The organism is Antarcticibacterium sp. 1MA-6-2, from assembly GCF_021535135.1.
GTDB lineage: Bacteria > Bacteroidota > Bacteroidia > Flavobacteriales > Flavobacteriaceae > Gillisia.
This window is the reverse complement of the sequence record NZ_CP091036.1, coordinates 414,382-436,816: the sequence shown is the minus strand read 5'-3', so window position 1 is coordinate 436,816 and position 22,435 is coordinate 414,382. Positions and strand designations below refer to the sequence as shown.

The 22,435-nt window shown below is 36.9% G+C and carries 14 protein-coding genes and 8 pseudogenes; 8 read left to right on the top strand and 14 right to left on the bottom strand.

Annotated elements, in window-relative coordinates:
- Positions 1-18: 18 nt before the first annotated feature.
- The 12 genes and pseudogenes from hisG to LZ575_RS02070 all read right to left on the bottom strand — a co-directional run bounded on the left by hisG (position 19) and on the right by LZ575_RS02070 (position 12,474).
- Positions 19-884, bottom strand: a pseudogene (gene hisG / locus LZ575_RS02125) (ATP phosphoribosyltransferase).
- A gap of 246 nt (positions 885-1,130) precedes the next feature.
- Positions 1,131-1,943 (bottom strand): prohibitin family protein, encoded by an 813-nt coding sequence (locus tag LZ575_RS02120; protein ID WP_235328047.1) that lies wholly within the window; start codon positions 1,941-1,943, stop codon positions 1,131-1,133.
- Between the two features lie 20 nt (positions 1,944-1,963).
- Positions 1,964-3,760, bottom strand: a complete 1,797-nt coding sequence (locus LZ575_RS02115; protein ID WP_235328045.1) for a VWA domain-containing protein — start codon at positions 3,758-3,760, stop codon at positions 1,964-1,966.
- 411 nt (positions 3,761-4,171) lie between these two features.
- Positions 4,172-4,918 (bottom strand): 3-oxoacyl-[acyl-carrier-protein] reductase, encoded by a 747-nt coding sequence (gene fabG, locus LZ575_RS02110; RefSeq protein ID WP_235328043.1) that lies wholly within the window; start codon positions 4,916-4,918, stop codon positions 4,172-4,174.
- 131 nt (positions 4,919-5,049) lie between these two features.
- Positions 5,050-5,926, bottom strand: a pseudogene (gene sucD, locus LZ575_RS02105) (succinate--CoA ligase subunit alpha).
- 59 nt (positions 5,927-5,985) lie between these two features.
- Positions 5,986-6,399, bottom strand: a complete 414-nt coding sequence (locus tag LZ575_RS02100; RefSeq protein ID WP_235328041.1) for a nuclear transport factor 2 family protein — start codon at positions 6,397-6,399, stop codon at positions 5,986-5,988.
- A gap of 7 nt (positions 6,400-6,406) precedes the next feature.
- Positions 6,407-7,337, bottom strand: a pseudogene (locus LZ575_RS02095) (UDP-3-O-(3-hydroxymyristoyl)glucosamine N-acyltransferase).
- 88 nt (positions 7,338-7,425) lie between these two features.
- Positions 7,426-7,993, bottom strand: a pseudogene (gene efp / locus LZ575_RS02090) (elongation factor P).
- Positions 7,994-8,004: 11 nt separating this feature from the next.
- A pseudogene (lpxA, locus tag LZ575_RS02085) lies at positions 8,005-8,792 on the bottom strand (acyl-ACP--UDP-N-acetylglucosamine O-acyltransferase).
- A gap of 6 nt (positions 8,793-8,798) precedes the next feature.
- Positions 8,799-10,202: pseudogene (locus tag LZ575_RS02080) on the bottom strand (bifunctional UDP-3-O-[3-hydroxymyristoyl] N-acetylglucosamine deacetylase/3-hydroxyacyl-ACP dehydratase).
- Positions 10,195-11,220, bottom strand: coding sequence for a UDP-3-O-(3-hydroxymyristoyl)glucosamine N-acyltransferase (gene lpxD, locus LZ575_RS02075; protein ID WP_235328039.1), 1,026 nt, complete (start codon positions 11,218-11,220; stop codon positions 10,195-10,197). The pseudogene LZ575_RS02080 and the gene lpxD overlap by 8 nt, the downstream one beginning before the upstream one ends.
- 24 nt (positions 11,221-11,244) lie before the next feature.
- Positions 11,245-12,474 (bottom strand): HD domain-containing protein, encoded by a 1,230-nt coding sequence (locus LZ575_RS02070; protein WP_235328037.1) that lies wholly within the window; start codon positions 12,472-12,474, stop codon positions 11,245-11,247.
- 114 nt (positions 12,475-12,588) lie between these two features.
- On the opposite strand from LZ575_RS02070, the gene LZ575_RS02065 reads away from it, so the two are divergent.
- The 6 genes and pseudogenes from LZ575_RS02065 (at position 12,589) to LZ575_RS02040 (ending at position 17,281) form a co-directional block, all read left to right on the top strand.
- Positions 12,589-14,139, top strand: coding sequence for a bifunctional response regulator/alkaline phosphatase family protein (locus tag LZ575_RS02065; protein ID WP_235328035.1), 1,551 nt, complete (start codon positions 12,589-12,591; stop codon positions 14,137-14,139).
- Between the two features lie 44 nt (positions 14,140-14,183).
- Positions 14,184-14,588, top strand: a complete 405-nt coding sequence (gene tsaE, locus LZ575_RS02060; protein ID WP_235328033.1) for a tRNA (adenosine(37)-N6)-threonylcarbamoyltransferase complex ATPase subunit type 1 TsaE — start codon at positions 14,184-14,186, stop codon at positions 14,586-14,588.
- A gap of 281 nt (positions 14,589-14,869) precedes the next feature.
- Entirely contained in the window at positions 14,870-15,016 is a 147-nt protein-coding gene (locus LZ575_RS02055) for a hypothetical protein (protein WP_235328031.1), read from the top strand.
- 130 nt (positions 15,017-15,146) lie between these two features.
- Entirely contained in the window at positions 15,147-15,554 is a 408-nt protein-coding gene (locus tag LZ575_RS02050) for a hypothetical protein (RefSeq protein WP_235328029.1), read from the top strand.
- Between the two features lie 63 nt (positions 15,555-15,617).
- A pseudogene (locus LZ575_RS02045) lies at positions 15,618-16,815 on the top strand (alanine dehydrogenase).
- A gap of 88 nt (positions 16,816-16,903) precedes the next feature.
- A complete protein-coding gene (locus LZ575_RS02040; protein ID WP_235328027.1) occupies positions 16,904-17,281 on the top strand; it encodes a hypothetical protein in 378 nt (125 codons plus the stop codon).
- Positions 17,282-17,326: 45 nt separating this feature from the next.
- Here the strand turns inward: LZ575_RS02040 and bcp are convergent, their stop codons facing one another.
- A complete protein-coding gene (bcp, locus tag LZ575_RS02035) occupies positions 17,327-17,776 on the bottom strand; it encodes a thioredoxin-dependent thiol peroxidase (protein ID WP_235328025.1) in 450 nt (149 codons plus the stop codon).
- Positions 17,777-17,807: 31 nt separating this feature from the next.
- Here bcp and nth point away from each other — a divergent pair, with 31 nt between their 5' ends.
- The gene (gene nth, locus LZ575_RS02030) at positions 17,808-18,467 is read left to right on the top strand and encodes an endonuclease III (protein WP_235328024.1); all 660 of its coding nucleotides are present in this window, start codon (positions 17,808-17,810) and stop codon (positions 18,465-18,467) included.
- Positions 18,468-18,728: 261 nt separating this feature from the next.
- Here the strand turns inward: nth and LZ575_RS02025 are convergent, their stop codons facing one another.
- Positions 18,729-19,313, bottom strand: coding sequence for an RNA polymerase sigma factor (locus LZ575_RS02025; RefSeq protein ID WP_235328022.1), 585 nt, complete (start codon positions 19,311-19,313; stop codon positions 18,729-18,731).
- 242 nt (positions 19,314-19,555) lie between these two features.
- Here LZ575_RS02025 and uvrA point away from each other — a divergent pair.
- Positions 19,556-22,345: pseudogene (uvrA, locus tag LZ575_RS02020) on the top strand (excinuclease ABC subunit UvrA).
- Positions 22,346-22,435 lie beyond the last annotated feature (90 nt).

Genomic DNA, 22,435 nt, shown 5'->3' with positions numbered 1-22,435 from the left:
TAATTAGTAGAAACTAAATTAAAGCACCATTTTCTCAATCGGTGCCACAAGGATGCCTTCAGCGCCATTCTCCTTAAGCTGATCAATTACCTCCCAAAAGCGCTCCTCACTAATAACCGTATGAACTGAACTCCAGCCTTTTTCTGCAAGAGGTAAAATAGTCGGACTACGCATTCCCGGAAGAAGCCTGGCTATAGCTTCAATCTTATCGTTAGGAGCGTTTAAAAGTATGTATTTGGAGGTACGGGCATTCAGCACAGATTTTAGCCTGAATTGTAATTTTTCCAGTATTACCTGCCTTTCTTCAGTAATATTAGGAGAGATTGCCAGGATGGCCTCACTCTTCAACATTACTTCAACTTCCTTAAGGTTATTTTTAAAAAGTGTACTCCCACTGGAAACGATATCACAAATTGCATCTGCAAGACCAATATTTGGAGCTATCTCAACAGAACCGTTAATGATATGAAGTTCTGCTTCAATACCTTTTTCCTTAAGAAAGGCCTGAACAGTATTTGGATAAGAAGTAGCAATTTTTTTTCCGTCAAGATCTTCTATTCCGGAATATTTCATTGACTTTGGGACTGCCATTGAAACTCTGCACTTAGAGAAACCGAGCTTTTCACCTCTAATAATATCCTCCCCTTTCTCCACCAAAACATTTTCTCCCAGAATCGCAACATCTACAACCCCATCCCGCAGGTACTGCGGAATATCTCCATTCCTTAAATATAGAACTTCCAGCGGAAAATTTCTGGAAACCGCCTTAAGTTGCTCCTTTCCATTATCTATAGAAATACCTAAGCATCTTTAAGGATTTGAAGGGAATCTTCATTTAGCCTTCCCGACTTTTGAATTGCAATACGTAATTTTTCTTTAGTCATTTTAATCGATGTTTTACCAAACCTCACAGGTTTTGAAAACCTGTGAGGTTTATTTGAAATAAAAAACCCGTTTGATTGCTCAAACGGGTTTAAAAAATATGTTAGTTAACTACATACCTATTCACCTCGCCTGAGCGCAGAAGAATAAATGATGGTGATGTAATTGAATTTTTATCATTGTGATACAAAGCTAATTTAATTTTTCAGAAAAAAAATAAAATTTTAAATTTTTATGAATTGTCTAAATTAATTATCACCCAAAATTAAAGGCATCCCGTCGCCTCCACCAATAACTACCACTTTTGCATTAGGTGATTTTGAGAGCTCTAATGTCGCCTGAATCCCTTTTTCCTTAAGAATTTGATCATTAAGAGATGCACTTAAGATCTGGTTAGCACGAGCCTTACCTTCCGATTCAATTCTTTGTCTTTCGGCTTCCTGTTCAGCTTTTGTAAGACGGAAAACGTATTCCAGCGACTCCTGTTCCTGGCGTAGCTTTCTTTCAATTGCGTCCTTGATAGTAGGTGGTAAAGAGACATCTCTCACCAGTACCTCGTTGATCTGCACATATTGATTTTGAAGCAGGATCTGGGTCTCTTCGAAGATCTCTCTTTGAATTGCTTCTCTCTTACTTGCATAAAGTTGCTCCGGAATATATCTACCTACAACACTTCTTGCTGCAGAACGAATGGCAGGTTGCAACACCCTTTGAATATAATCTTCCCCTCTTTCCTGATGAAGTTTTCCCAGGTTGGAATAAGACGGTTGAAACCAAACAGTGGCATCCAGATTGATTTCCAAACCATTTGAAGAAAGAACCTGCATTTTTTCATCAAGTGACTGCTGGCGAACTTCGTATACAAAGACTCTGTTCCAGGGAGCCACAACGTGGAATCCTTCTCCCAAAGGTTCTTCATCTGTGACAACACCTCCCCCAAAAGTTTGATATAACACCCCGGCCTCTCCGGAATTAATTGTAACTGTAGATTTGGCAATAAGTATAATTAATACTATTACTACAAATAAAATTGGCAATCCAATTTTTGGTAATCTATCCATAAAGTTAATTGTTGATATTATTAAATTAAGCCGAAGTATTTTCGTGTAAACCACTCAGCACTAAGGCTGAAAATGAGCAGGATTAGTAAAATTTTCCAACTTATCAAAGGTACGGCTTTTTCGTGGCTTTTTTGCAAGCTTGGGTAACGATTGTCCTCCAGCAGATCTGATATTAACTGGCCGGGAGTATCGAGAAAATATACTTCACTTCCAACAGAAAATGCCAGGTTTCTAAGTTTAGAAATATTTGCTGAAGAAAACTGTTGTTCAACATTATACTCCAGTACTGTAAAAGTTCCACTTCTCGAAATTCCTGAAGTAGCTTCCCTAACAGTATAATTATACTCCCCAGCCTCGAGATTATCTGCACTAAAAATATATCTGTTATTATCAGGGAGCATTTGCGCCTCCAACTTTGTGTTACTTTCGGTGTTGACCAAAGTTAAATTGAGCTGGGCGCCAGGATTAAACTGAAAATTTTGATCAAAGAATTGAGCCGAAACTATGATCTCCTCATTTTCAGCAAAGAAATTTTTCACATCCACCGTAAGTCGGTCTCTCTTTTGAGAGGATGCCAGGTACTGCACCATTTTTCCGAAGAAATTGTCAAACGCCTCGAAGTTGTTATTATCTACAAATGATTGTGCTCGCCATTTCCATATATTCTCTCCCAATAAAAAGGCTCTTTTAGATGTACCTTCCTCATAGGTTGCCAGTAAAGGTGTAGTTGAGGGTACTCCTTCTACCATTTGAAAAAGAAGAGGATCAAATTTTCCAATATTTAAATTCATAGTACCAAAAGCATCTACAAGAGGCGGAAATTTGCTAAATCCAATATCTTCAAATTGAAAAGCAGAATAATTTTCGTTATAAACGGGAAGATAATCCTGTGGTTGGGAAATAAAATCTTTACTGAAAGGTATGGTAGAATTCAGAAAATCCCAGTTTGTTTCTGTGCCGCTGACAACTAAAAAATTTGAATTTCTCTTTTGAAATTCGGAAAACACTTCTTTAAAGTTGTTGTTTGGTTGATAGACTATAAAAATTTGAAAATCATTTAGTTGTGAGATATTAAAATTTTTAAGTAAAGCGATTTCAGCCTCTCTTTGCTCATTCGCTTCAATTGATTTTTTGAACATACCCAAATCGGGATGTGAGACTGCAGAGAGGATAAGAACCTTCGTGCGTTCATCAATAACCTCTACTCCAAAACTCCTGGAGTTGTTAACCGTATTCCTCTCATTTTCTAATTCAGAGATTTCAACCTGATATGTTTTTACTCCCAGTTGATTGGCAGGAAGAGTTATATTAAGGACATGAGATGTCTTGTCCTGATCAAATTCCAAAGCTTGAGAAAATAAAATGCCGTTACCGGAACGGATTATAATATTGCTGTTCACAGTTTCTTTTCCCGAATAATTAACAAATATCTCTACCGGAAAATTATTATTTAAAAAAGCGTATTTGTTTACATTAAGGGAATTTATATAAAGATCTGTTTGAGCGGTAGTATCCCCAACTACTACAGTAAAAAGATCAACATTTTCTCCTGCTTTTAAATATTGATAGTCTTCTCCCACAGTCTGGTTACCATCTGTTATCACCACCAAAGCTGCCTGGCTTTTCGTACCTAATTTTGCCAGATCACGAATGGCAGAACTAATATTAGTTTGATTTTCCGAAAAAGTAATAGAATCAGGATTCAACATCTTTAGATCTCTTCCGAAGCCATATGTTTGAATATCAAACACCTCCTGAAGTTCAGGATTCTTTCTAAGGGTGCTTATAAAGGCTTTTGCATTGTCTCCTCCCTCCAAATAATTAATTGAACCTGAAATGTCCTGAGCAATAAGTAATTTTGGCTTTTCAATTTCGTATTCAGTACTTTTTATTTCAGGATTTATAAGGAGTAATAAGAGCAGGAATAAGCTAACGAACCTAAAAAGAGCCAGAGCATAGGTTCTTCTATTCCGCGACTTGTTACCCAGGAAATATTTAAAAAAATAAACCCCAGCGCAAAAACTGCAGCCAGGGTTATTAATAATATTGTTGTTAGAGACATACTCTATAATAGATGTGAGAATTGAGATATGAGATGTTAGACTTGAGGATTGAGATAAAATTCTATTTACACTTTTTTCTTTTCAAAAAGAAAATAATCTCTTCCTGTAAATTTCAATTCAGCACTTCAAGACACTGATACCTCTAAAAGGATTTTAAAGTTACTATTATGTAAGCATTCCACCATTAACGTGAATTACCTGGCCAGTAATATAACTACTAAGATCACTACCCAGGAAAACACAGGCATTTGCAATATCCTCAGGGGTTCCTCCTCTTTTTAAAGGAATTGAATCTCTCCAGCCTTCTACAGTTTTCTCATCAAGTTTACCTGTCATTTCGGTTTCTATAAATCCGGGTGCAATTACATTGGTTCTTATGTTTCTGGATCCCAGTTCTAAAGCCATTGATTTTGAAAATCCAATAATTCCGGCTTTTGAAGCTGCATAATTAGATTGCCCGGCGTTTCCTTTTACTCCAACTACTGAACTCATGTTTATTATACTTCCACTGCGTTGCTTCAACATGGTTCGTTGAATTGCTTTGGTCATATTGAAGATGGACTTTAGGTTAACTTCAATTACATGGTCAAAGTCTTCTTCGGTCATTCTCATTAGGAGGTTGTCCTTTGTTATACCTGCATTATTAACTAAAATATCGATTTGACCAAAATCTTCAGCAACATTTTTTATCAACTCCTGTGCTTCCTCAAAATTTGCAGCATTAGATTTATAAGCTTTTGCTTTAATACCCATTTCACTTAATTCCTTTTCAAGCTCATTTGCTGCGTTAACAGAAGAAGCATAGGTAAAAGCGACATTTGCACCATGTTGCGCAAAAACTTCTGCTATTCCTTTTCCTATTCCGCGGCTTCCACCTGTGATGATGGCATTTTTTCCTTCCAGTAATTTCATGTATTGATTGGATTAGTTTTTAATAGATTTCCAAAGATAACAAAAAGCCTTCAGCCTATAAACTAAGAAATCTTCCTGAACATCTTAATTTAGATGATTTCAGGAAGATTATAGTTTTACGTGTATATTTTTTATCCTCTGAGAACTTCAGCTACCTTTTTTCCAATTTCAGCCGGAGAATCCACAACGTGAATTCCATTCTCTCTTAAAATTGCTTTTTTAGCCTGAGCTGTATCTTCACTACCTCCCACGATTGCTCCCGCGTGACCCATTGTACGTCCTGCAGGTGCAGTCTCTCCGGCTATAAAACCTACTACAGGTTTTCGGTTTCCATTGGCTTTGATCCAATGTGCTGCATCTGCTTCCAATTGTCCACCAATTTCACCTATCATAACGATAATTTCGGTGTCGTCATCATTCATCAATAGTTCTACAGCTTCTTTTGTAGTTGTACCTATAATTGGGTCTCCCCCAATTCCAATAGCTGTAGTAATTCCCAAGCCTTGTTTCACAACCTGATCTGCAGCCTCATAAGTCAATGTACCAGATTTCGAAACTATACCAACACTACCTTTTTTAAACACAAAGCCTGGCATTATACCTACTTTTGCTTCCCCTGGGGTAATTACTCCTGGACAGTTAGGCCCAATCAAGCGGCAGTCCTTATTTTTAATATAACTATTAACCTTTATCATATCTGATACTGGGATACCTTCGGTAATAGTAATAATTACGCTAATTCCCGCATCTGCAGATTCCATAATAGCATCGGCTGCGAAAGCTGGCGGAACAAAAATAATAGAAACATCGGCCCCGGTTTCCTTAACAGCTTCAGAAACTGTATTAAAAACAGGCCTGTCCAGGTGTCTTTGTCCTCCTTTTCCGGGAGTAACACCACCTACCACATTGGTACCGTATTCTATCATTTGTTCTGCATGAAAAGTACCTTCACTACCGAGTAAATCCCTGCACAATTATTTTTGAATCTTTATTGACTAAAACACTCATAGTTATTGTTGATTTTTGCGCTACAAAAGTAGGTTTTTATATATAAACCTTAAAGCTTTTTAGAAGTTTGTTGAGAGAAATGAACTTAAATTTTCCGGAGATTCATCAGCTAGCTGGCTTATTTGATAGCCTTTCAACATTTTACCATCTTGGATCTTCCAAATAGCAATGAAATGAGCCATAGGAATTTCTTCATCGGGATTTTCTACTGTCCTTATGTGATAGGTAAACCTAATGGTGACCTGGTCTTTATCCATAAGAAGGTGGCTAATTTCTGCTCTCAAACTTTCAGAGGAACGGGCAATTTCTTTGCTAAGATTAGCAATATCCTGAAAATTCATCTTATTAAAGCCAGCACTGCTATTCCAATAGAGTTCAGCGTCAGGGTGTAAAAAATTATTTATGTCATCAGGATTTTGAGAAAAATCTGATTTATAAAATCCTTCCACTACTTTTTTGTCGCTTACACTCATCTCAAGTTCATTTTAATTTATCAATAATTTCAGGAAGTTTTCTTAGAGCCGCATATTCTTTTAACTTGATCCTCACTTCCTCTGCAGGATTCCCTGTATAAATAGTATCAGGCTTGGAAGATTTTGTTATACCTGCCTTACCCATAAAGGTACCACCTTTTCTTACAGTAATTCCGCTCCTAATTCCCACCTGCCCCCAAAGAGTTACATTATCTTCTATAATTACAGCACCTGCAATCCCTACCTGGGAGGCAATTAAACATCTCTTACCTATTATGGTATCGTGCCCTACCTGGATAAGATTGTCAAGTTTTGTACCAGCACCAATAAAAGTGTCACTAGTAACTCCCTTGTCAATTGTACAATTAGCTCCAATTTCTACATCGTGATCAATTATAACCCTTCCTCCCGATTTTAATTTATCAAAACCTTCAGGCTTAGTTCTTGTAATAAAAAGCATCTGCTCCCAGTACAGTTCCCGCATGGATAATTACATTATTCCCAATTATTGTATTGTCGTAAATACTAACATTGGAATGGATTAAACAATTATCCCCGATTTTTACATTGTTCCCAATAAAGACGTTTGGTTGAACTATAGTATTTGCACCTACTTCTGCAGATTCGGCTATTCTGTCAGTAGATTTCTGAAAAGGTTTAAAATAATCTGTTAGCTTATTAAAATCCCTGAAAGGATCATCAGAGATCAATAGTGCTTTTCCTTCAGGACAGGGTACTTCTTTATTAATGAGAATAATAGTGGCTGCAGAATCAAGGGCTTTATCATAGTATTTAGGATGATCTACAAAAACAATATCACCTTCAGTCACCACATGTATTTCGTTCATTCCATATACCGGAAAATTATCATCACCTACATAACCGGAAGAAATGATCGTGGCAATCTGTTTTAAAGTATGTCTTTGCGGGAATTTCATTCTAAATAGATAAAAGAGAAGAGAGGAAAGAGAAGAGACTTTTACTTTGACTTAGTCTTTTTTCCTTTCTCTCTTTTCAAATTTTTAATTATTCTTTAATTCGTTCTTTGTAAGTACCTTTCTCAGTTTCTATTTTTACTTTGTCTCCTTCATTAATAAAAAGAGGAACATTTACTTCTGCTCCGGTTTCAAGAGTTGCAGGCTTTGTAGCATTGGTAGCGGTATTACCTTTAACACCAGGCTCAGTATGTGTAACTTCAAGAATTACACTTGCAGGCATTTCCACAGAAAGAGGCATGTTATCTTCTGTATTAATAAGAATGGTAACCACTTCCCCTTCTTTTAAAAGTTGCGGCATATCCAATATATTTTCGGGAAGCCTTATTTGGGTATAATCTTCTACATTCATAAAATGATAGAACTCCCCATCATTGTATAAAAATTGAAATTTATGGGTTTCTACGCGTACATCCTCAATTTTATGACCTGCAGAAAAAGTATTATCCAGAACTTTTCCCGTTGTAACACTTTTAAGTTTTGTTCTTACAAATGCTTAGTCCTTTACCAGGTTTAACATGTAAAAATTCTACTATTTTATAAATATCATGATTGTACCTAATGCACAATCCATTTCTTATATCACTTGTACTTGCCATTATTTTATTGTTTAGTTTGAACTGAAATAACCTTTCATTATACCTCTTTGAGAATTCTTAATGAATTCAAGAATTTCATCACGCTCTGCTGTGGCCTGCATTTCTGCTTCTATTATAGTTACAGCCTGTGAATTATTGTAATTTTTTTGATATAGGATTCTGTAAATATCCTGGATCTCTCTTATTTTTTCGGTAGTAAATCCCCTCCTACGCAATCCTATAGAATTTATTCCAACATAAGACAAGGGCTCTCTTCCTGCTTTAACAAATGGAGGAACGTCTTTTCTAACCATAGAACCACTTAAGTCACAAAAGCGTGATTTCCAATACTGCAAAATTGTTGAACGGCAGCCATTCCTGCGAGTACAACATAATCCCCAACGTTTATGTGTCCTGCAAGGGTGCTATTGTTTGAAAAAATACAATTGTCACCTACCACACAATCATGAGCTATATGACAGTAAGCCATGATCCAGCAATTCTTACCAACAACAGTTTTCATCCTGTCTGTTGTTCCTCGATTGATAGTTACACACTCTCTAATTGTGGTATTATCTCCAATCTCTGTAGTAGTTTCTTCTTCGTTAAATTTTTTATCCTGTGGAACCGCTGAAATTACAGCACCAGGAAAAATGCTACAGTTTTTTCCTATTCTGGCCCCTTCCATTATAGTAACATTTGAACCAATCCAGGATCCTTCTCCTATTACTACATTATTATGAATAGTGGTAAAAGGCTCAATAACTACATTTTTGGCAATCTTGGCTCCGGGGTGAACATATGCTAAAGGCTGGTTCATCTTTTTCTATTTAGATTTTACTATTTGTGCCATTAAAATGGCTTCTGTGGCAAGTTTACCATTTACATATGCGTAACCCTGCATTTGGCATATACCTCTCCTTATTGGTGCAAGTAATTCCAGTTTAAAGATAAGCGTATCTCCCGGTACTACCTGTTGTTTAAACTTCACATTATCAATTTTCATGAAATAAGTGAGGTAATTTTCAGGATCAGGAACAGATTTCAAAGCAAGTATCCCTCCCGTTTGAGCCATTGCCTCCACCTGAAGAACTCCCGGCATAACAGGCTTTCCGGGAAAGTGGCTTAGCAAAAAACGGTTCGTTCATAGTGACATTTTTCATCCCGATAACCAAAGACTCGGTACAGGTGAAGATTTTATCTACCAGGAGGAAAGGAGGCCTAGGTGAGGAAGAATGTTCATAATGTCATTAACATCCATTAATGGAGGTTTATCCATATCAATTTTTGGAACATTATTTCGCTTTTCGGCTTTAATGATCTTCAACAACTTCCTTGCAAACTGGGTGTTAACCTGATGTCCGGGTTTATTTGCAATGATCTTTCCTCTAATTCTCGTTCCAACAAGTGCCAAATCTCCTACTACATCCAGCAACTTGTGCCTTGCAGCTTCATTGGGATGATGCAGAGTGAGATTATCAAGAATTCCATTAGGCTTTACCGAAATGTTATCCTTTTTAAAAGCTACTTTTAGTTTTTCCATAGTTTCAGGACTCAACTCCTTGTCCACATACACTATGGCGTTGTTAAGGTCTCCACCTTTTATTAGGCCTTTTTCTAGAAGCATCTCAATTTCATGCAGAAAGCTAAATGTTCTGGCGTTAGCGATTTCTTCTTTAAATTCTGAAATATCCTGAATAGAGGCATTTTGAGTTCCCAAAACTTTGGTGCCAAAATCTACCATGGTGGTGACCTGATAATTTTCAGCAGGCATAGCAATTATTTCACTACCCGTTTTTTCATCTTTGTAATACACCACTTCATTGATCACATACTCTTCCCGGGCTTCTTTCTGTTCTTCAATACCTGCTTCTTCCAAAGCCTTTACGAAGTATTTTGAAGACCCGTCCATAATTGGCGGTTCAGAAGAGTTTAATTCAATTATTATATTGTCAAGGCCCAGGCCTACACAGGCAGCCAAAACATGTTCTGAGGTTTGAATGGTCACCCCATTTTTTTCAAGATTTGTTCCGCGTTGTGTGTTTACAACGTAAGAAGCGTCTGCCTCTACTATGGGATCTCCGTCTATATCAACACGTTTAAATATAAGACCCGTATTTTCCGGAGCGGGTTTAAAAGTAAGGGTAACTTCTTTTCCTGTATGAAGCCCCACTCCTTTTAGAGAAACTTCCTTCCGGATAGTATGCTGTTTCATGGAATTATCAGCCATTTTCTTGTTTTTTTTCTAGTTTATTTAGCCTGTCCACAATTTTTGGTAAGTTTTTGAAGTGGACATAAGATTTATTGAAATCGGAATACCCAAAAGAAGGAGAACCCTGGATAGCTTCATCATCATTAATATTCCTTCCAATCCCAGACTGCGCCTGTATTTTAACCCTATTCCCTATCGTCAAATGCCCCGCTATTCCCACCTGGCCGCCAATAAGGCAATTCTGGCCTATTTTGGTAGAACCCGCTATGCCTGTTTGCGCAGCAATGGCGGTGTTTTGACCAACTTCAACATTATGGGCAATTTGAACCTGGTTGTCTATTTTTACACCTTTTCTAATAAAAGTAGAACCAAGAGTAGCCCGGTCGATTGTTGTGCCTGCGCCAATATCTACAGAGTCTTCTATGATTACATTTCCAATCTGGGGAACTTTGCTATATTTTCCAGTTTCATCGGGAGAAAACCCAAACCCATCGGCACCTATAACAACACCTCCATGAATGATGCATTCCCTGCCAATAATGGTTTCAGAATATATTCTAACCCCTGCAAATATTACAGTATTGTTCCCAATAGTAACATTATCTCCTATATAACAGTTTGGATATATTTTTACATCATCGCCAATTTTTACATTCTTACCTACATAAGAAAATGCCCCCAGATAAATGTTTTCACCCAACTGCGCAGTGTCATCAACGAAATGAGGATTTTCAATACCACTTTTATTGAGCTTTACCTGATTATAGTATTCGAGCAAAGTGGAAAATGCTTTGTAAGGGTCTCCAACTCTTATAAGAGTTGTATTGATTGGCTGTTCAATTTTAAAAGTATCCTTTACGATCGTAATTGAAGCATTTGTAGTATAGATGTAGGAAGTATATTTAGGGTTGCTCAAAAAAGTAAGGGAACCTTTTGATCCTTCCTCAATTTTAGCCAATTTATCTACTTCAGCCTCAGGATCACCCTCGACAGTTCCATTCAAGATTTCGGCTATTTGTGATGCTTTAAACTTCATTCTGGCAAAAGTAAAAAAAATGGTTTAATCTTTCGGCTTCGGGTAACAGATATAATATTTGGTAACAGGCCGCGAGAGAGCCTTGAGATTTAATTGATCTGATGCTTTGGTAACGTCACTCGTTTTCCCGTTGGGGTGCAGGATTTTTATTTTTTTAGCATCAGTGCTGTAGGCTACATTTGAAATTTCCCCATGAAACACAAAATAGGAAGCTTCAGCTTCAGAAATTTGATATTTCTTCTGAAGGTTATTTTTATGTTTTGTGAGCTTTTGCAGATCTATCGGTTTTTTTTTGAGCTTTACCTTAAGAAGATCCCGGTTTAATAACATGCTGCTCAAATTCCGCAGAACAAAATCATGATGATCTGTCCATTGTTTCATTGCTGAAATTATATCGTAATCATCCAGTTTAGAAAACCTCTGAAGCACTTCGGCATCAAAGTCTTCCTTACGAATTCTATTGTTCAGGAAGTAAGAGAAAGATGGGCTGCAATGCAAACTTTCTCCTGACTCTATGAGTTCTTTTGCTCTTTTTAAAATCCTAATGAGAAGTTGCTCTGCAGCAACCCCGGTTTTATGAAGGTATACCTGCCAGTACATTAACCTGCGTGCGACCAGAAATTTCTCTACGGAATATATTCCTTTTTCCTCCACCACCAGTTGATCATCTAAAACATTAAGCATGGTGATGATTCTTTCGCTATTTATATTTCCTTCGGGTACCCCTGTGTAAAAACTGTCTCTTTTAAGATAATCGAGCCTATCCATATCCAGTTGACTTGAAACAAGCTCATTCATAAATTTCCTGTGGTAGGTACCTTTAAATATTTCAATTCCGAGAGTTAAACTTTGGTTAAAGTCTTTATTCATTTCTTCCATGAAAAGTAGCGAAATACACTCATGAGAAACACCTTCTACTATGGTGTGTTCCATGGCATGGGAGAAAGGTCCGTGACCAATATCGTGCATAAGAATAGCAATATAAAGTCCCTCCTCCTCCTCTCCAGATATATTAATGCCTTTAAAACGAAGCAAGTCTACGGTTTTTTGCATAAGATGCAGGGAACCCAAAGCATGATGAAAACGGGTATGATGAGCGCCCGGATAAACGAGATAAGACATCCCCATTTGAGATATCCTGCGCAATCTTTGAAAGTAAGGATGAGCAATGATATTAAACACCCCTTCACTGGGTATGGTAATAAAACCGTAAATTGGGTCGTTAAATATTTTGAGTTTTGTTTTAATAGCCAAGACTAAAATTTCTTTTGAAAAACAAATATACATATATGAGACCCACAAAGAATGCCCCATGCTAAAAAGGAGTATTTTACCTAAAGTCCTGATGTATTCAAATAAAACAAGCGAATGACTAAAATAAAAATACTTTGGGCAGATGATGAAATTGATCTTCTAAAACCACACATCATCTTCCTGCAATCGAAAAATTACGAAGTCACCACCTGCAAGAGTGGTATGGAAGCAGTGGAACAGGTTGACAAAGAAAATTTTGATATTGTTTTTCTCGATGAGAATATGCCGGGACTCACAGGTCTCGAAACATTATCTGAAATTAAAGAAAAACGTGCCGAGATTCCTGTGGTCATGATTACAAAGAGCGAAGAGGAATATATAATGGAGGAAGCCATAGGTTCCAAAATTGCTGATTATCTAATTAAACCTGTGAATCCCCATCAAATACTACTTAGCCTTAAAAAGAACCTCGATATTTCCAGACTGGTGACTGAGAAAACAACATCCAGCTATCAACAGGAGTTCCGGAAAATTGCTATGGATATGATGGGTATCAATTCCTTTGAGGGTTGGGCAGACCTGTATCAAAGATTGTTATACTGGGAATTGCAACTGGAAAACATTGAAGACAGTGGGATGTTTGAAATTCTGGAAAGTCAAAAACTTGAGGCTAATAGCCAGTTCTGTAAATTTATAGACAAAAATTATCCCGCCTGGTTTGATAATAATGCAGATGCTCCAGTAATGTCGCATACTTTATTTAAAAACAAGATCCTCCCCGAAATTTCCAAAGAGAGGCCAACACTTCTGGTAGTAGTAGACAACCTGAGATACGATCAATGGAAATCTTTTGAGCCTACTATAAATAATTACTACAAAAAAGAACAGGAGACTCCTTATTATAGCATTTTGCCTACAGCAACCCAATATGCGAGAAATGCTATCTTTTCAGGCCTAATGCCCAGCGAAATGGAAAAGCTGTTTCCAAAGTACTGGTTAAATGATACAGACGAAGGAGGAAAAAACCTTTTTGAAGCAGAATTTTTAGAGTCCCAACTAAAGCGACTGGGAGCTAACATTAAACATGAGTACCATAAAATATCCAGCCTTAAAGCAGGAAAGAAACTTGTTGAAAATTTCAAAACCCAGAAGGAAAACGATCTCACAGTAGTAGTTTATAATTTTGTGGATATGCTTTCCCATTCCAAGACTGAGATGGAAGTAATTAAAGAACTTGCTTCAAATGATAAATCCTACAGATCGTTAACACAAAGCTGGTTCAAAAACTCACCCCTTCTTGAGATCATACAACAGGCACAGCAATCAGGCTTTAAATTAATTATCACTACAGACCACGGCACTATTAACGTGAAAACTCCATCCAAGGTTATAGGGGATAAGGAAACCAGCCTAAATCTAAGGTATAAAACAGGAAAAAGCCTCACCTACGAGGACAAAGATGTTTTAGCCGCTAAAGATCCTAAAAAAATTCATCTGCCAAGTATCAATATGAGCAGCTCATTTATTTTTGCCAAGGGAGATATGTTTTTTGCCTACCCCAATAACTATAATTATTATGTAAATTATTTTAGAAACACCTACCAGCATGGTGGTGTTTCCATGGAGGAGATGATCATCCCCTTTGCGGTCTTATTGCCTAGATAAGAATTAATTACATATATTTACAACGCCTTATAATCTATATTTGAATGAGCTTGACCTACGAGCTGTCAGAAATTGATAGTATAGCTATGCTGTTACTTTCCAAAGTTAAGAGCAAAACGCTATTATTTTACGGAGAAATGGGGGCCGGAAAAACGACCCTCATAAAAGCGCTTGTTAAAGCTCTTGGTGCGCCAGACCTGGCCTCCAGCCCAACATTCTCATTAGTTAACGAATACCAAACAGATCACGGTAAGATCTTCCATTTTGATTTTTACCGAATCAAAGACGAAGGCGAAGCACTGGACATGGGAATTGAAGATTATCTCAATTCCGATTCCTGGAAGCTGATCGAATGGCCTCAAAAAATTGAAAATTTATTGGATGAGGACGTTCAAAAACTTAAAATTTCCATGAAAAACCATGGGGCAAGAAAGTTAAAGTTTTGTTAAAGAATTAAAAAACCTGCGTGCCAAAGTGCGAAAAGGGGTTGTAAGAAAAATAGTACGTTTTTAGCCTATGTGAAACTAAGGATTTTATATATTTAGTTATTCAACGAAAAATGTTGATTTTTAGCTTATTTTTGGAAAGTAAATTTCCATAAAATACGGCTATTTTTTGCCTCAAAAAAGGGTGCAAAGGTACGGATAATGTAGTAACTATAAGCATTTTATAATTGTATAGGTTTGTTTCAGAAATCAAATAGAAACAATCACTTTTAAACCTATACATTATGAAATTTAAAGCTATTTTTTGTGCCGCTACTATTTTTGGAGCAACTTTTTTTGTAACTACAACTACAGAAAATAACAATAATGACAAACAAATCGAAAAGCAAGCGGTTGATAGATCAAAGCTCAAAATTCCTACTAACGGGTAGTATTATAGCTTTTTTAATAGCTTTTTCACCTTACATATTTTATTTATATGAAATTTTCCCAGACGGTCCTGTTTGGGAAAATTCTTTTTTTACATATGAAAGTAAGTATTATGAAAGTGTAAATGTTGCGATGTGGACCTATTTGGGAAAAATTACTCCCTTAATGTTATTATTAATTTGGTTTTTCACTTGTAAACATTGGTGGTATCATGCTATTCTTGTACCTGTCACCATGTACTCTTACCAAATAATCAGCACAGTCTATGATGATGTTTATGCAGTCGTTGATCCTATGGACACAAATCAATTAATCTACTTAGCTCCTTTCTTCATTCTTATATTAATTATTCTCTACACCGTCCGTACTCAAATCTTTGACCGAATATATGGAATAGATCTTAGTGAATTAAATGAGACTGATGTCACAGTCTTTTCCAATGGAATGTCTACAAAGGATGAAAGAGAATTAGAATATTTTAGACAACAAGAATTTGCAATGCCTAACGAACCAGCGGAAGATTATTACCGTAAACTTTAATAAAATTCTTACCTTATATTTGCTGAAAATTGTTGTAATTTAATTCACTAACAGGTATTCAGCATGACCAGCCAAACCTCACCGTTTACCAAAGAACAGCTTATTCCCCAGGAAGAAACTCTGGAGGTTTACAAGAATAAGGGACAACTGTTTATAGGAATTCCCAAAGAGACTTCTTACCAGGAAAAAAGGGTGTGTCTTACTCCTGACGCCGTAGCTGCGATTACGGCTCATGGCCATCGGGTAATGATTGAATCTGATGCCGGAAAGTGGGCCAGGTTTAGCGATAAAGATTATTCCGGTGCTTATGCAGAAATAACCAAAGACACCAAAAAAGTTTTCTCCTGCCCCACGATTTTGAAGATGGAGCCGCCTTCCCTGGCAGAGCTCGACATGATAAATCCGCAGACCACCCTCATCTCAGCTCTTCAGCTTAAGACGCAGTGTAAGGAATATTTTCAGAAGTTAGCTACAAAAAGAATTACCGCCTTAGGATTTGAATTTATAAGGGATGATGATGGAAGCTATCCTGCCGTTCGGGCTCTGAGTGAAATAGCCGGAACAGCTTCAGTTTTAATAGCTTCAGAAATAATGAGCAATAATGCTCAGGGAAACGGACTAATGTTTGGAAATATAAGTGGCGTCCCTCCTATTGAAGTAGTAATTATTGGAGCCGGAACAGTAGGTGAGTTTGCTGCCCGAAGTGCTGCAGGATTGGGAGCAAGTGTCAAAATTTTTGATAGTTCCCTTACTCGTTTACGTCATATCCAGACTAACCTTGGTCGCACTTTATACACTTCTACCCTCCAACCCAAGACTTTAATGAAATCTCTAAAACGCTGTGATGTACTCATTGGAGCAGTTAGAGGAAAAACAATCGCTTATTGTAGTGACAGAGGAGATGGTACAGTCAATGAAAAAAGGTGCCGTAATAATTGACGTGAGTATCGATATGGGTGGCTGTGTGGAAACCAGTGAAATTACTTCTCACGACCAACCCATTTTTACGAAACATGGAGTTCTTCATTATTGTGTACCTAACATCCCTTCAAGGTACGCCCGAACTTCCTCAATTTCAATTAGTAATATTTTTACACCTTACCTCTTACATATTGCTGAAGAAGGTGGTATTGAAAACACTCTAAGATTTGACAGAGGTTTAAGAAATGGTTTGTACTTTTACCACGGAATTTTGACTAACAAATCTATTGCCGAATGGTTTGATCTTACTTACCGGGATATAAACCTCCTGATCTTTTAGATTTGTGTTTACTTAATGAACCTAAAAACAGACGGTTAACTTTCCCTTTATACACACCTTTCGGTATTTTGTGTAAAAAACATTTTCAATGAACTTGATTCAAAGAATCGGCTACTTTTCAGTCGGACTTTTCTTCGGAATAATTATACTCATATTTTTTTTAGGTGGAAAGAGAACTTCTTGTGACTACTCTCCTACCGCCCGGGTTCTGAAAAATATCAGAATAAAAGATAGGGTCTTTAGTAAAGAAGCAATGGCTTTTTTTGAAACACATCAACTAGATACTAACGCAGTTTCCGGTATTCTCAATAATGGCTCTGTTGATTTCGGCAAAAGCAAAACCTATATAGATCCCTGCAAAATTTACTACATCTCGGGAGAAGTCAACACTAAAGTACTGGAACTTCAAATCGAAAACTGCGATAGTATTGCTACTGTTCAGCTAGTAAAGATGCTTGAGAATTAAAGAATTTTCAGCTTATTCTTAAGTTTGCTCTTCAATTTCAGCAATTCAAAGAATTTGAGCTGAATGTTCTTTTGTTTTTACCTTACCTATAACATCTTCTATTTTTCCTTCTTCATCTATTACAAAAGTAGTTCGATGAATTCCGTCATATTCTTTTCCCATAAATTTCTTGGGACCCCATACTTCGTATGCTTCGATAACAGCTTTATCCTCGTCTGCCAGTAAAGGATAAGGAAGGTTATTCTTCTTTTTAAAATTTTTCTGTCTCTTTTGGGAATCTGCACTTACACCTAAAATTTCATAACCTTTGTTTTGAAAATATTCCCAGTTATCACGAAGATTACAAGCTTCTGCAGTGCATCCCGGCGTGCTTGCTTTTGGGTAGAAAAAAAGAACAAGTTTTTTACCCTTATAATCTGAAAGTTTTATGGTGTTTCCGTCCTGATCCTGCGAGGTGAAATCGGGAGCATTATCTCCTGGTTTTATTGATGTCATAATTCTTACATTTGTTTCAAATTTACGGATTATGAATAAGAAGGAAAAGGTACAATTTGTTATAGATAAGCTAAATGAAATTTATCCACAGGTTCCAATTCCTTTAGATCATAAAGATCCTTACACTTTATTAATTGCTGTACTTCTCTCAGCTCAAAGTACCGATCTTAGGGTAAATCAAATTACGCCAATCCTGTTCAACATTGCCGATAATCCTTACGACATGGTAAAATTGTCTATTGATGAAATAAGGGATATTATAAAACCCGTTGGTCTGTCTCCCATGAAATCTAAAGGCATTCACGGATTAAGTGAAATATTGATCGAAAAATATAACGGACAGGTACCAGCCGATTTCGAAGCTTTGGAAGCTTTACCTGCTGTAGGCCATAAAACGGCCAGCGTGGTTATGTCACAGGCTTTTAATATTCCGGCTTTTCCTGTAGATACGCATATTCATCGGTTGATGTTCCGGTGGAATTTAAGCAATGGAAAAAATGTGGTGCAGACTGAGAAAGATGCTAAAAGAATTTTTCCAAAAGATTTATGGAATATTCTCCACCTACAGATTATTTGGTATGGACGACAGTACTCTCCTGCAAGAGGTTGGGATCTTGAAAAAGATATTATAACAAAAACTATAGGTAGAAAGTCAGTTCTCGAAGAATACTACCAAAAGAAAAAGAAGTAGCGGCATAGATAATAAAAAAAAGACCTGCTGGCTAATAAGCAGGTCTTTTATGAATCTAATTCAGGAGTGTGTCAAACTTCATCTTCTTATACTCCGTGATTCGTAGTGCTTTTGAATAATTAAGTAGAAACTTTATAGTTTCTCTTTTTGGATTCAAGCTGTTCAAATTTTCTTCTTTCGAAGGTTTAGTGTAAAGTTTCCCCATTATATTACTTTGTAGTTATTATAAAAATAACGCTGATGATGGGGGGATATTGCAGCTTAATTTGTTAAAATTAAGTTATGTTTCTCAATTATTTTTCGAAGATTAATTAAAGCATATCTCATTCTTCCCAGGGCCGTATTAATACTAACACCTGTTCTCTCAGAGATCTCTTTAAAACTCATATCTTTATAAATCCTCATGGTAAGAACTTCAAGTTGATCTTCAGGTAATTCCTTTATTAATTCCTGAACATCAATTTCTATTTGATCCTTAATTAATTGTTTTTCAATATTAAGATCTCCATCACACAAAACAGAAAAAATATTGAAGTCGCCTTTGTTCTCAAACATTGGCATTCTCTTATTTTTCCTAAAGTGGTCAATAATTAAGTTATGAGCGATACGCATTACCCAGGGAAGAAACTTTCCTTCTTCATTATATTTCCCTCTTTTTAAAGTATTAATCACTTTAATAAAGGTATCCTGAAAAATATCCTCGGCCACATCTTTATCAAAAACCTTAGAATAGATAAAACTAAAGATCCGGCTCTGGTGGCGGGTTATAAGAGTTGAAAGTGAGTTTTCATTCCCCTGTAGGTACGATCGTACTAAAGCAGCATCTGTTGTACTGGTATTTTCCATAATAGTTACTTTATAATCAGGTATTGGTAGGGGATACCTGTAGGTTAGGTTATAAAACTAAAAAGTAACTTTATGCAATAGGCAATAGAAATTAAAATTGGGCGTTTCCGCTTCAAATATAGCAACATATTTTTAACATACACAAGCAGCAGGTGTTTTTTTTAACAATAATTACTGAATTTCTTCGCTTTCCAACCTCCTGCATAATGAGTACCTTTGCCAATTGATTGAAATTTGAGACTATGGCTGTAGATATTGCCGGGGTAGATCCCAGGAAAAATATTATAATTAAAGGTGCAAAACTCCATAATTTAAAAAATATAAACGTCGTAATTCCCCGCAATAAGCTGGTGGTAATCACAGGCTTGTCCGGTTCCGGAAAATCGAGTTTAGCTTTTGATACACTATATGCAGAAGGACAACGCCGATATGTGGAAAGCCTCTCCTCCTACGCCAGGCAATTTCTTGGCAGGCTTAACAAGCCTAAAGTAGATTATATTAAAGGTATCGCACTTAAGCGATAGCAATTGAGCAAAAAGTAAATTCTACCAATCCCCGGTCCACAGTAGGGACTTCCACAGAAATATATGATTATTTAAAATTGTTATTTGCCAGGGTTGGAAAAACCATTTCACCTGTTTCCGGTAATGAAGTTAAAAAGGACACGGTAACAGATGTGGTGAATTACGTAAAATCTTTTGCTGAAGGGGAAAAACTGCTGCTCCTTTCTCCTGTTCATGTAGAAGAAGGAAGAAGCCTCGAGGAAAAACTTAAAGTTCTCGCCCAACAAGGATATAGTAGAATTAAGATCAATAATGGAGTTGTGCGAATTGATGAAGCCAATCTACAGCAGAGCAAGGCACAGGACGTTTCCCTGGTAGTAGACCGGATTGTAACAAAAGATGAAGAAGATTTTTACAATAGGTTAGCAGATGCTACTCAGGCTGCTTTCTTTGAAGGTAAGGGGGAATTGTTCATTGAAAGACTGGAAGATAGCAATATCAGGCAGTTCAGTAATAAATTTGAACTGGATGGGATGAGTTTCCTGGAACCTAATGTGCACCTTTTCAGCTTTAATAATCCATATGGAGCGTGCCCGAGATGTGAAGGTTACGGAGACGTTATAGGAATAGATGAAGATCTGGTAATTCCCAATACCGGTTTATCTGTATTTGAAAATGCAATTTTCCCCTGGAGAGGAGAAAGTATGAGCTGGTACCGGGATCAACTGGTAAACAACTCTCATAAATTTAATTTTCCTATCCACAAACCCTATTTTGAACTATCTGATGCTCAAAAGGATTTAGTTTGGAAGGGAAATCAATATTTTGAAGGCTTAAATAGCTTTTTCGAATTTTTAGAATCGAAAGCCTACAAAATTCAAAACAGGGTAATGCTTTCCCGGTACAGAGGAAAAACCCGATGTTCAGTATGTAAAGGTAAACGTCTTCGTCCAGAGGCCAATTATGTAAAAGTAGGAGGAGCTACAATAACCGACCTTGTTGAAAAACCTCTTAATAAGGTTCGGGAGTTTTTCAGGGAGCTTTCTTTAAATGAATATGATGCACAAATTGCAAAAAGACTACTTTCTGAAATTAATAATCGGCTGGAGTTTTTATCAAATGTAGGTCTGGATTACCTCACTCTTAACAGAAAGTCCAATACACTTTCCGGCGGAGAATCTCAGCGAATTAATCTGGCTACATCTCTGGGGAGTAGCCTTGTGGGTTCTATGTACATTCTGGATGAACCCTCCATTGGCCTTCATCCGCGTGATACTGCAAAACTTATTGGAGTCCTTCAGAAATTAAGAGACCTGGGAAACACTGTCATTGTAGTAGAACACGATGAAGATATAATGAAAGCTGCAGATGAGATAATTGATATTGGTCCTGAAGCAGGTACTCATGGTGGAAACGTGGTAGCGACGGGAAATTTTGAAGAGATCTTAAATCAGGATTCTCTTACCGCCAAATATCTTAATAATGATTTACGCATTGAAGTTCCTAAGAAAAGGAGAACCTGGAAGCAGGAAGTGACTGTGATAGGAGCCAGGGAAAATAATTTAAAGAATATTGATGTAACATTTCCGCTTGGAGTTTTTACTGCAGTAACCGGAGTTTCAGGTAGTGGTAAGAGTACCCTTATCAGGAAGATCCTCTTCCCTGCCCTTCAAAAAGAAATTGGTGGTTATGGTGAGAAAGCTTACTCACTTTACCCGTATTGAAGGAAATTACAAAAATACTACCTCCCTGGAATTTGTTGACCAAAATCCTATTGGACGTTCTTCAAGATCAAATCCTGTTACTTATATTAAAGCATACGATGATATTAGAAATCTTTTTGCTTCTCAAAAATTATCAGACATAAGAGGATATCAGGCTAAACATTTCTCGTTTAACGTGGAAGGCGGCCGTTGCGAAACCTGTAAAGGAGAAGGTGAAGTTACTATAGAAATGCAGTTCATGGCAGATGTTCACCTTGAATGCGATACCTGCAATGGAAAGCGCTTTAAGAAGGAGATCCTGGAAGTAACTTTTGCTGAAAAAAATATAGATGACATTCTAAGTATGACTATTGATGATGCCATTCTATTTTTTAAAGAAAACGGGGAGCAGAAGATCACAAAGAAATTAAAGCCTCTCCAGGATGTGGGGTTAGGTTATGTGCAGTTGGGCCAAAGCTCTTCAACACTTTCCGGTGGCGAAGCTCAGCGAATTAAACTGGCATCTTTTCTTGTAAAAAGTATTACAAAAGAAAAAGCCTTATTCATTTTTGATGAGCCAACAACAGGGCTTCACTTTCACGATATTCAGAAGTTGCTAAAATCATTTAATGCACTTATTGAAAAAGGCCATTCTATTATTGTTATAGAACACAATATGGACCTGGTTAAATGTGCAGATTATGTTATTGATCTTGGTCTTGAAGGAGGCGAAAACGGAGGATATCTTATTGCCGCAGGCACTCCGGAAGAAGTCTCCAAAAATTCAAAATCCTATACAGCTCCTTATTTAAAAGAAAAGATCTAAAATAATTTAAAAACCGTCCGTACTATTACGGTCTTAAAAGATCATAGGAGGTAAAGACTTTTTCTTATTTTGGCACGCAGTTTGTATTGG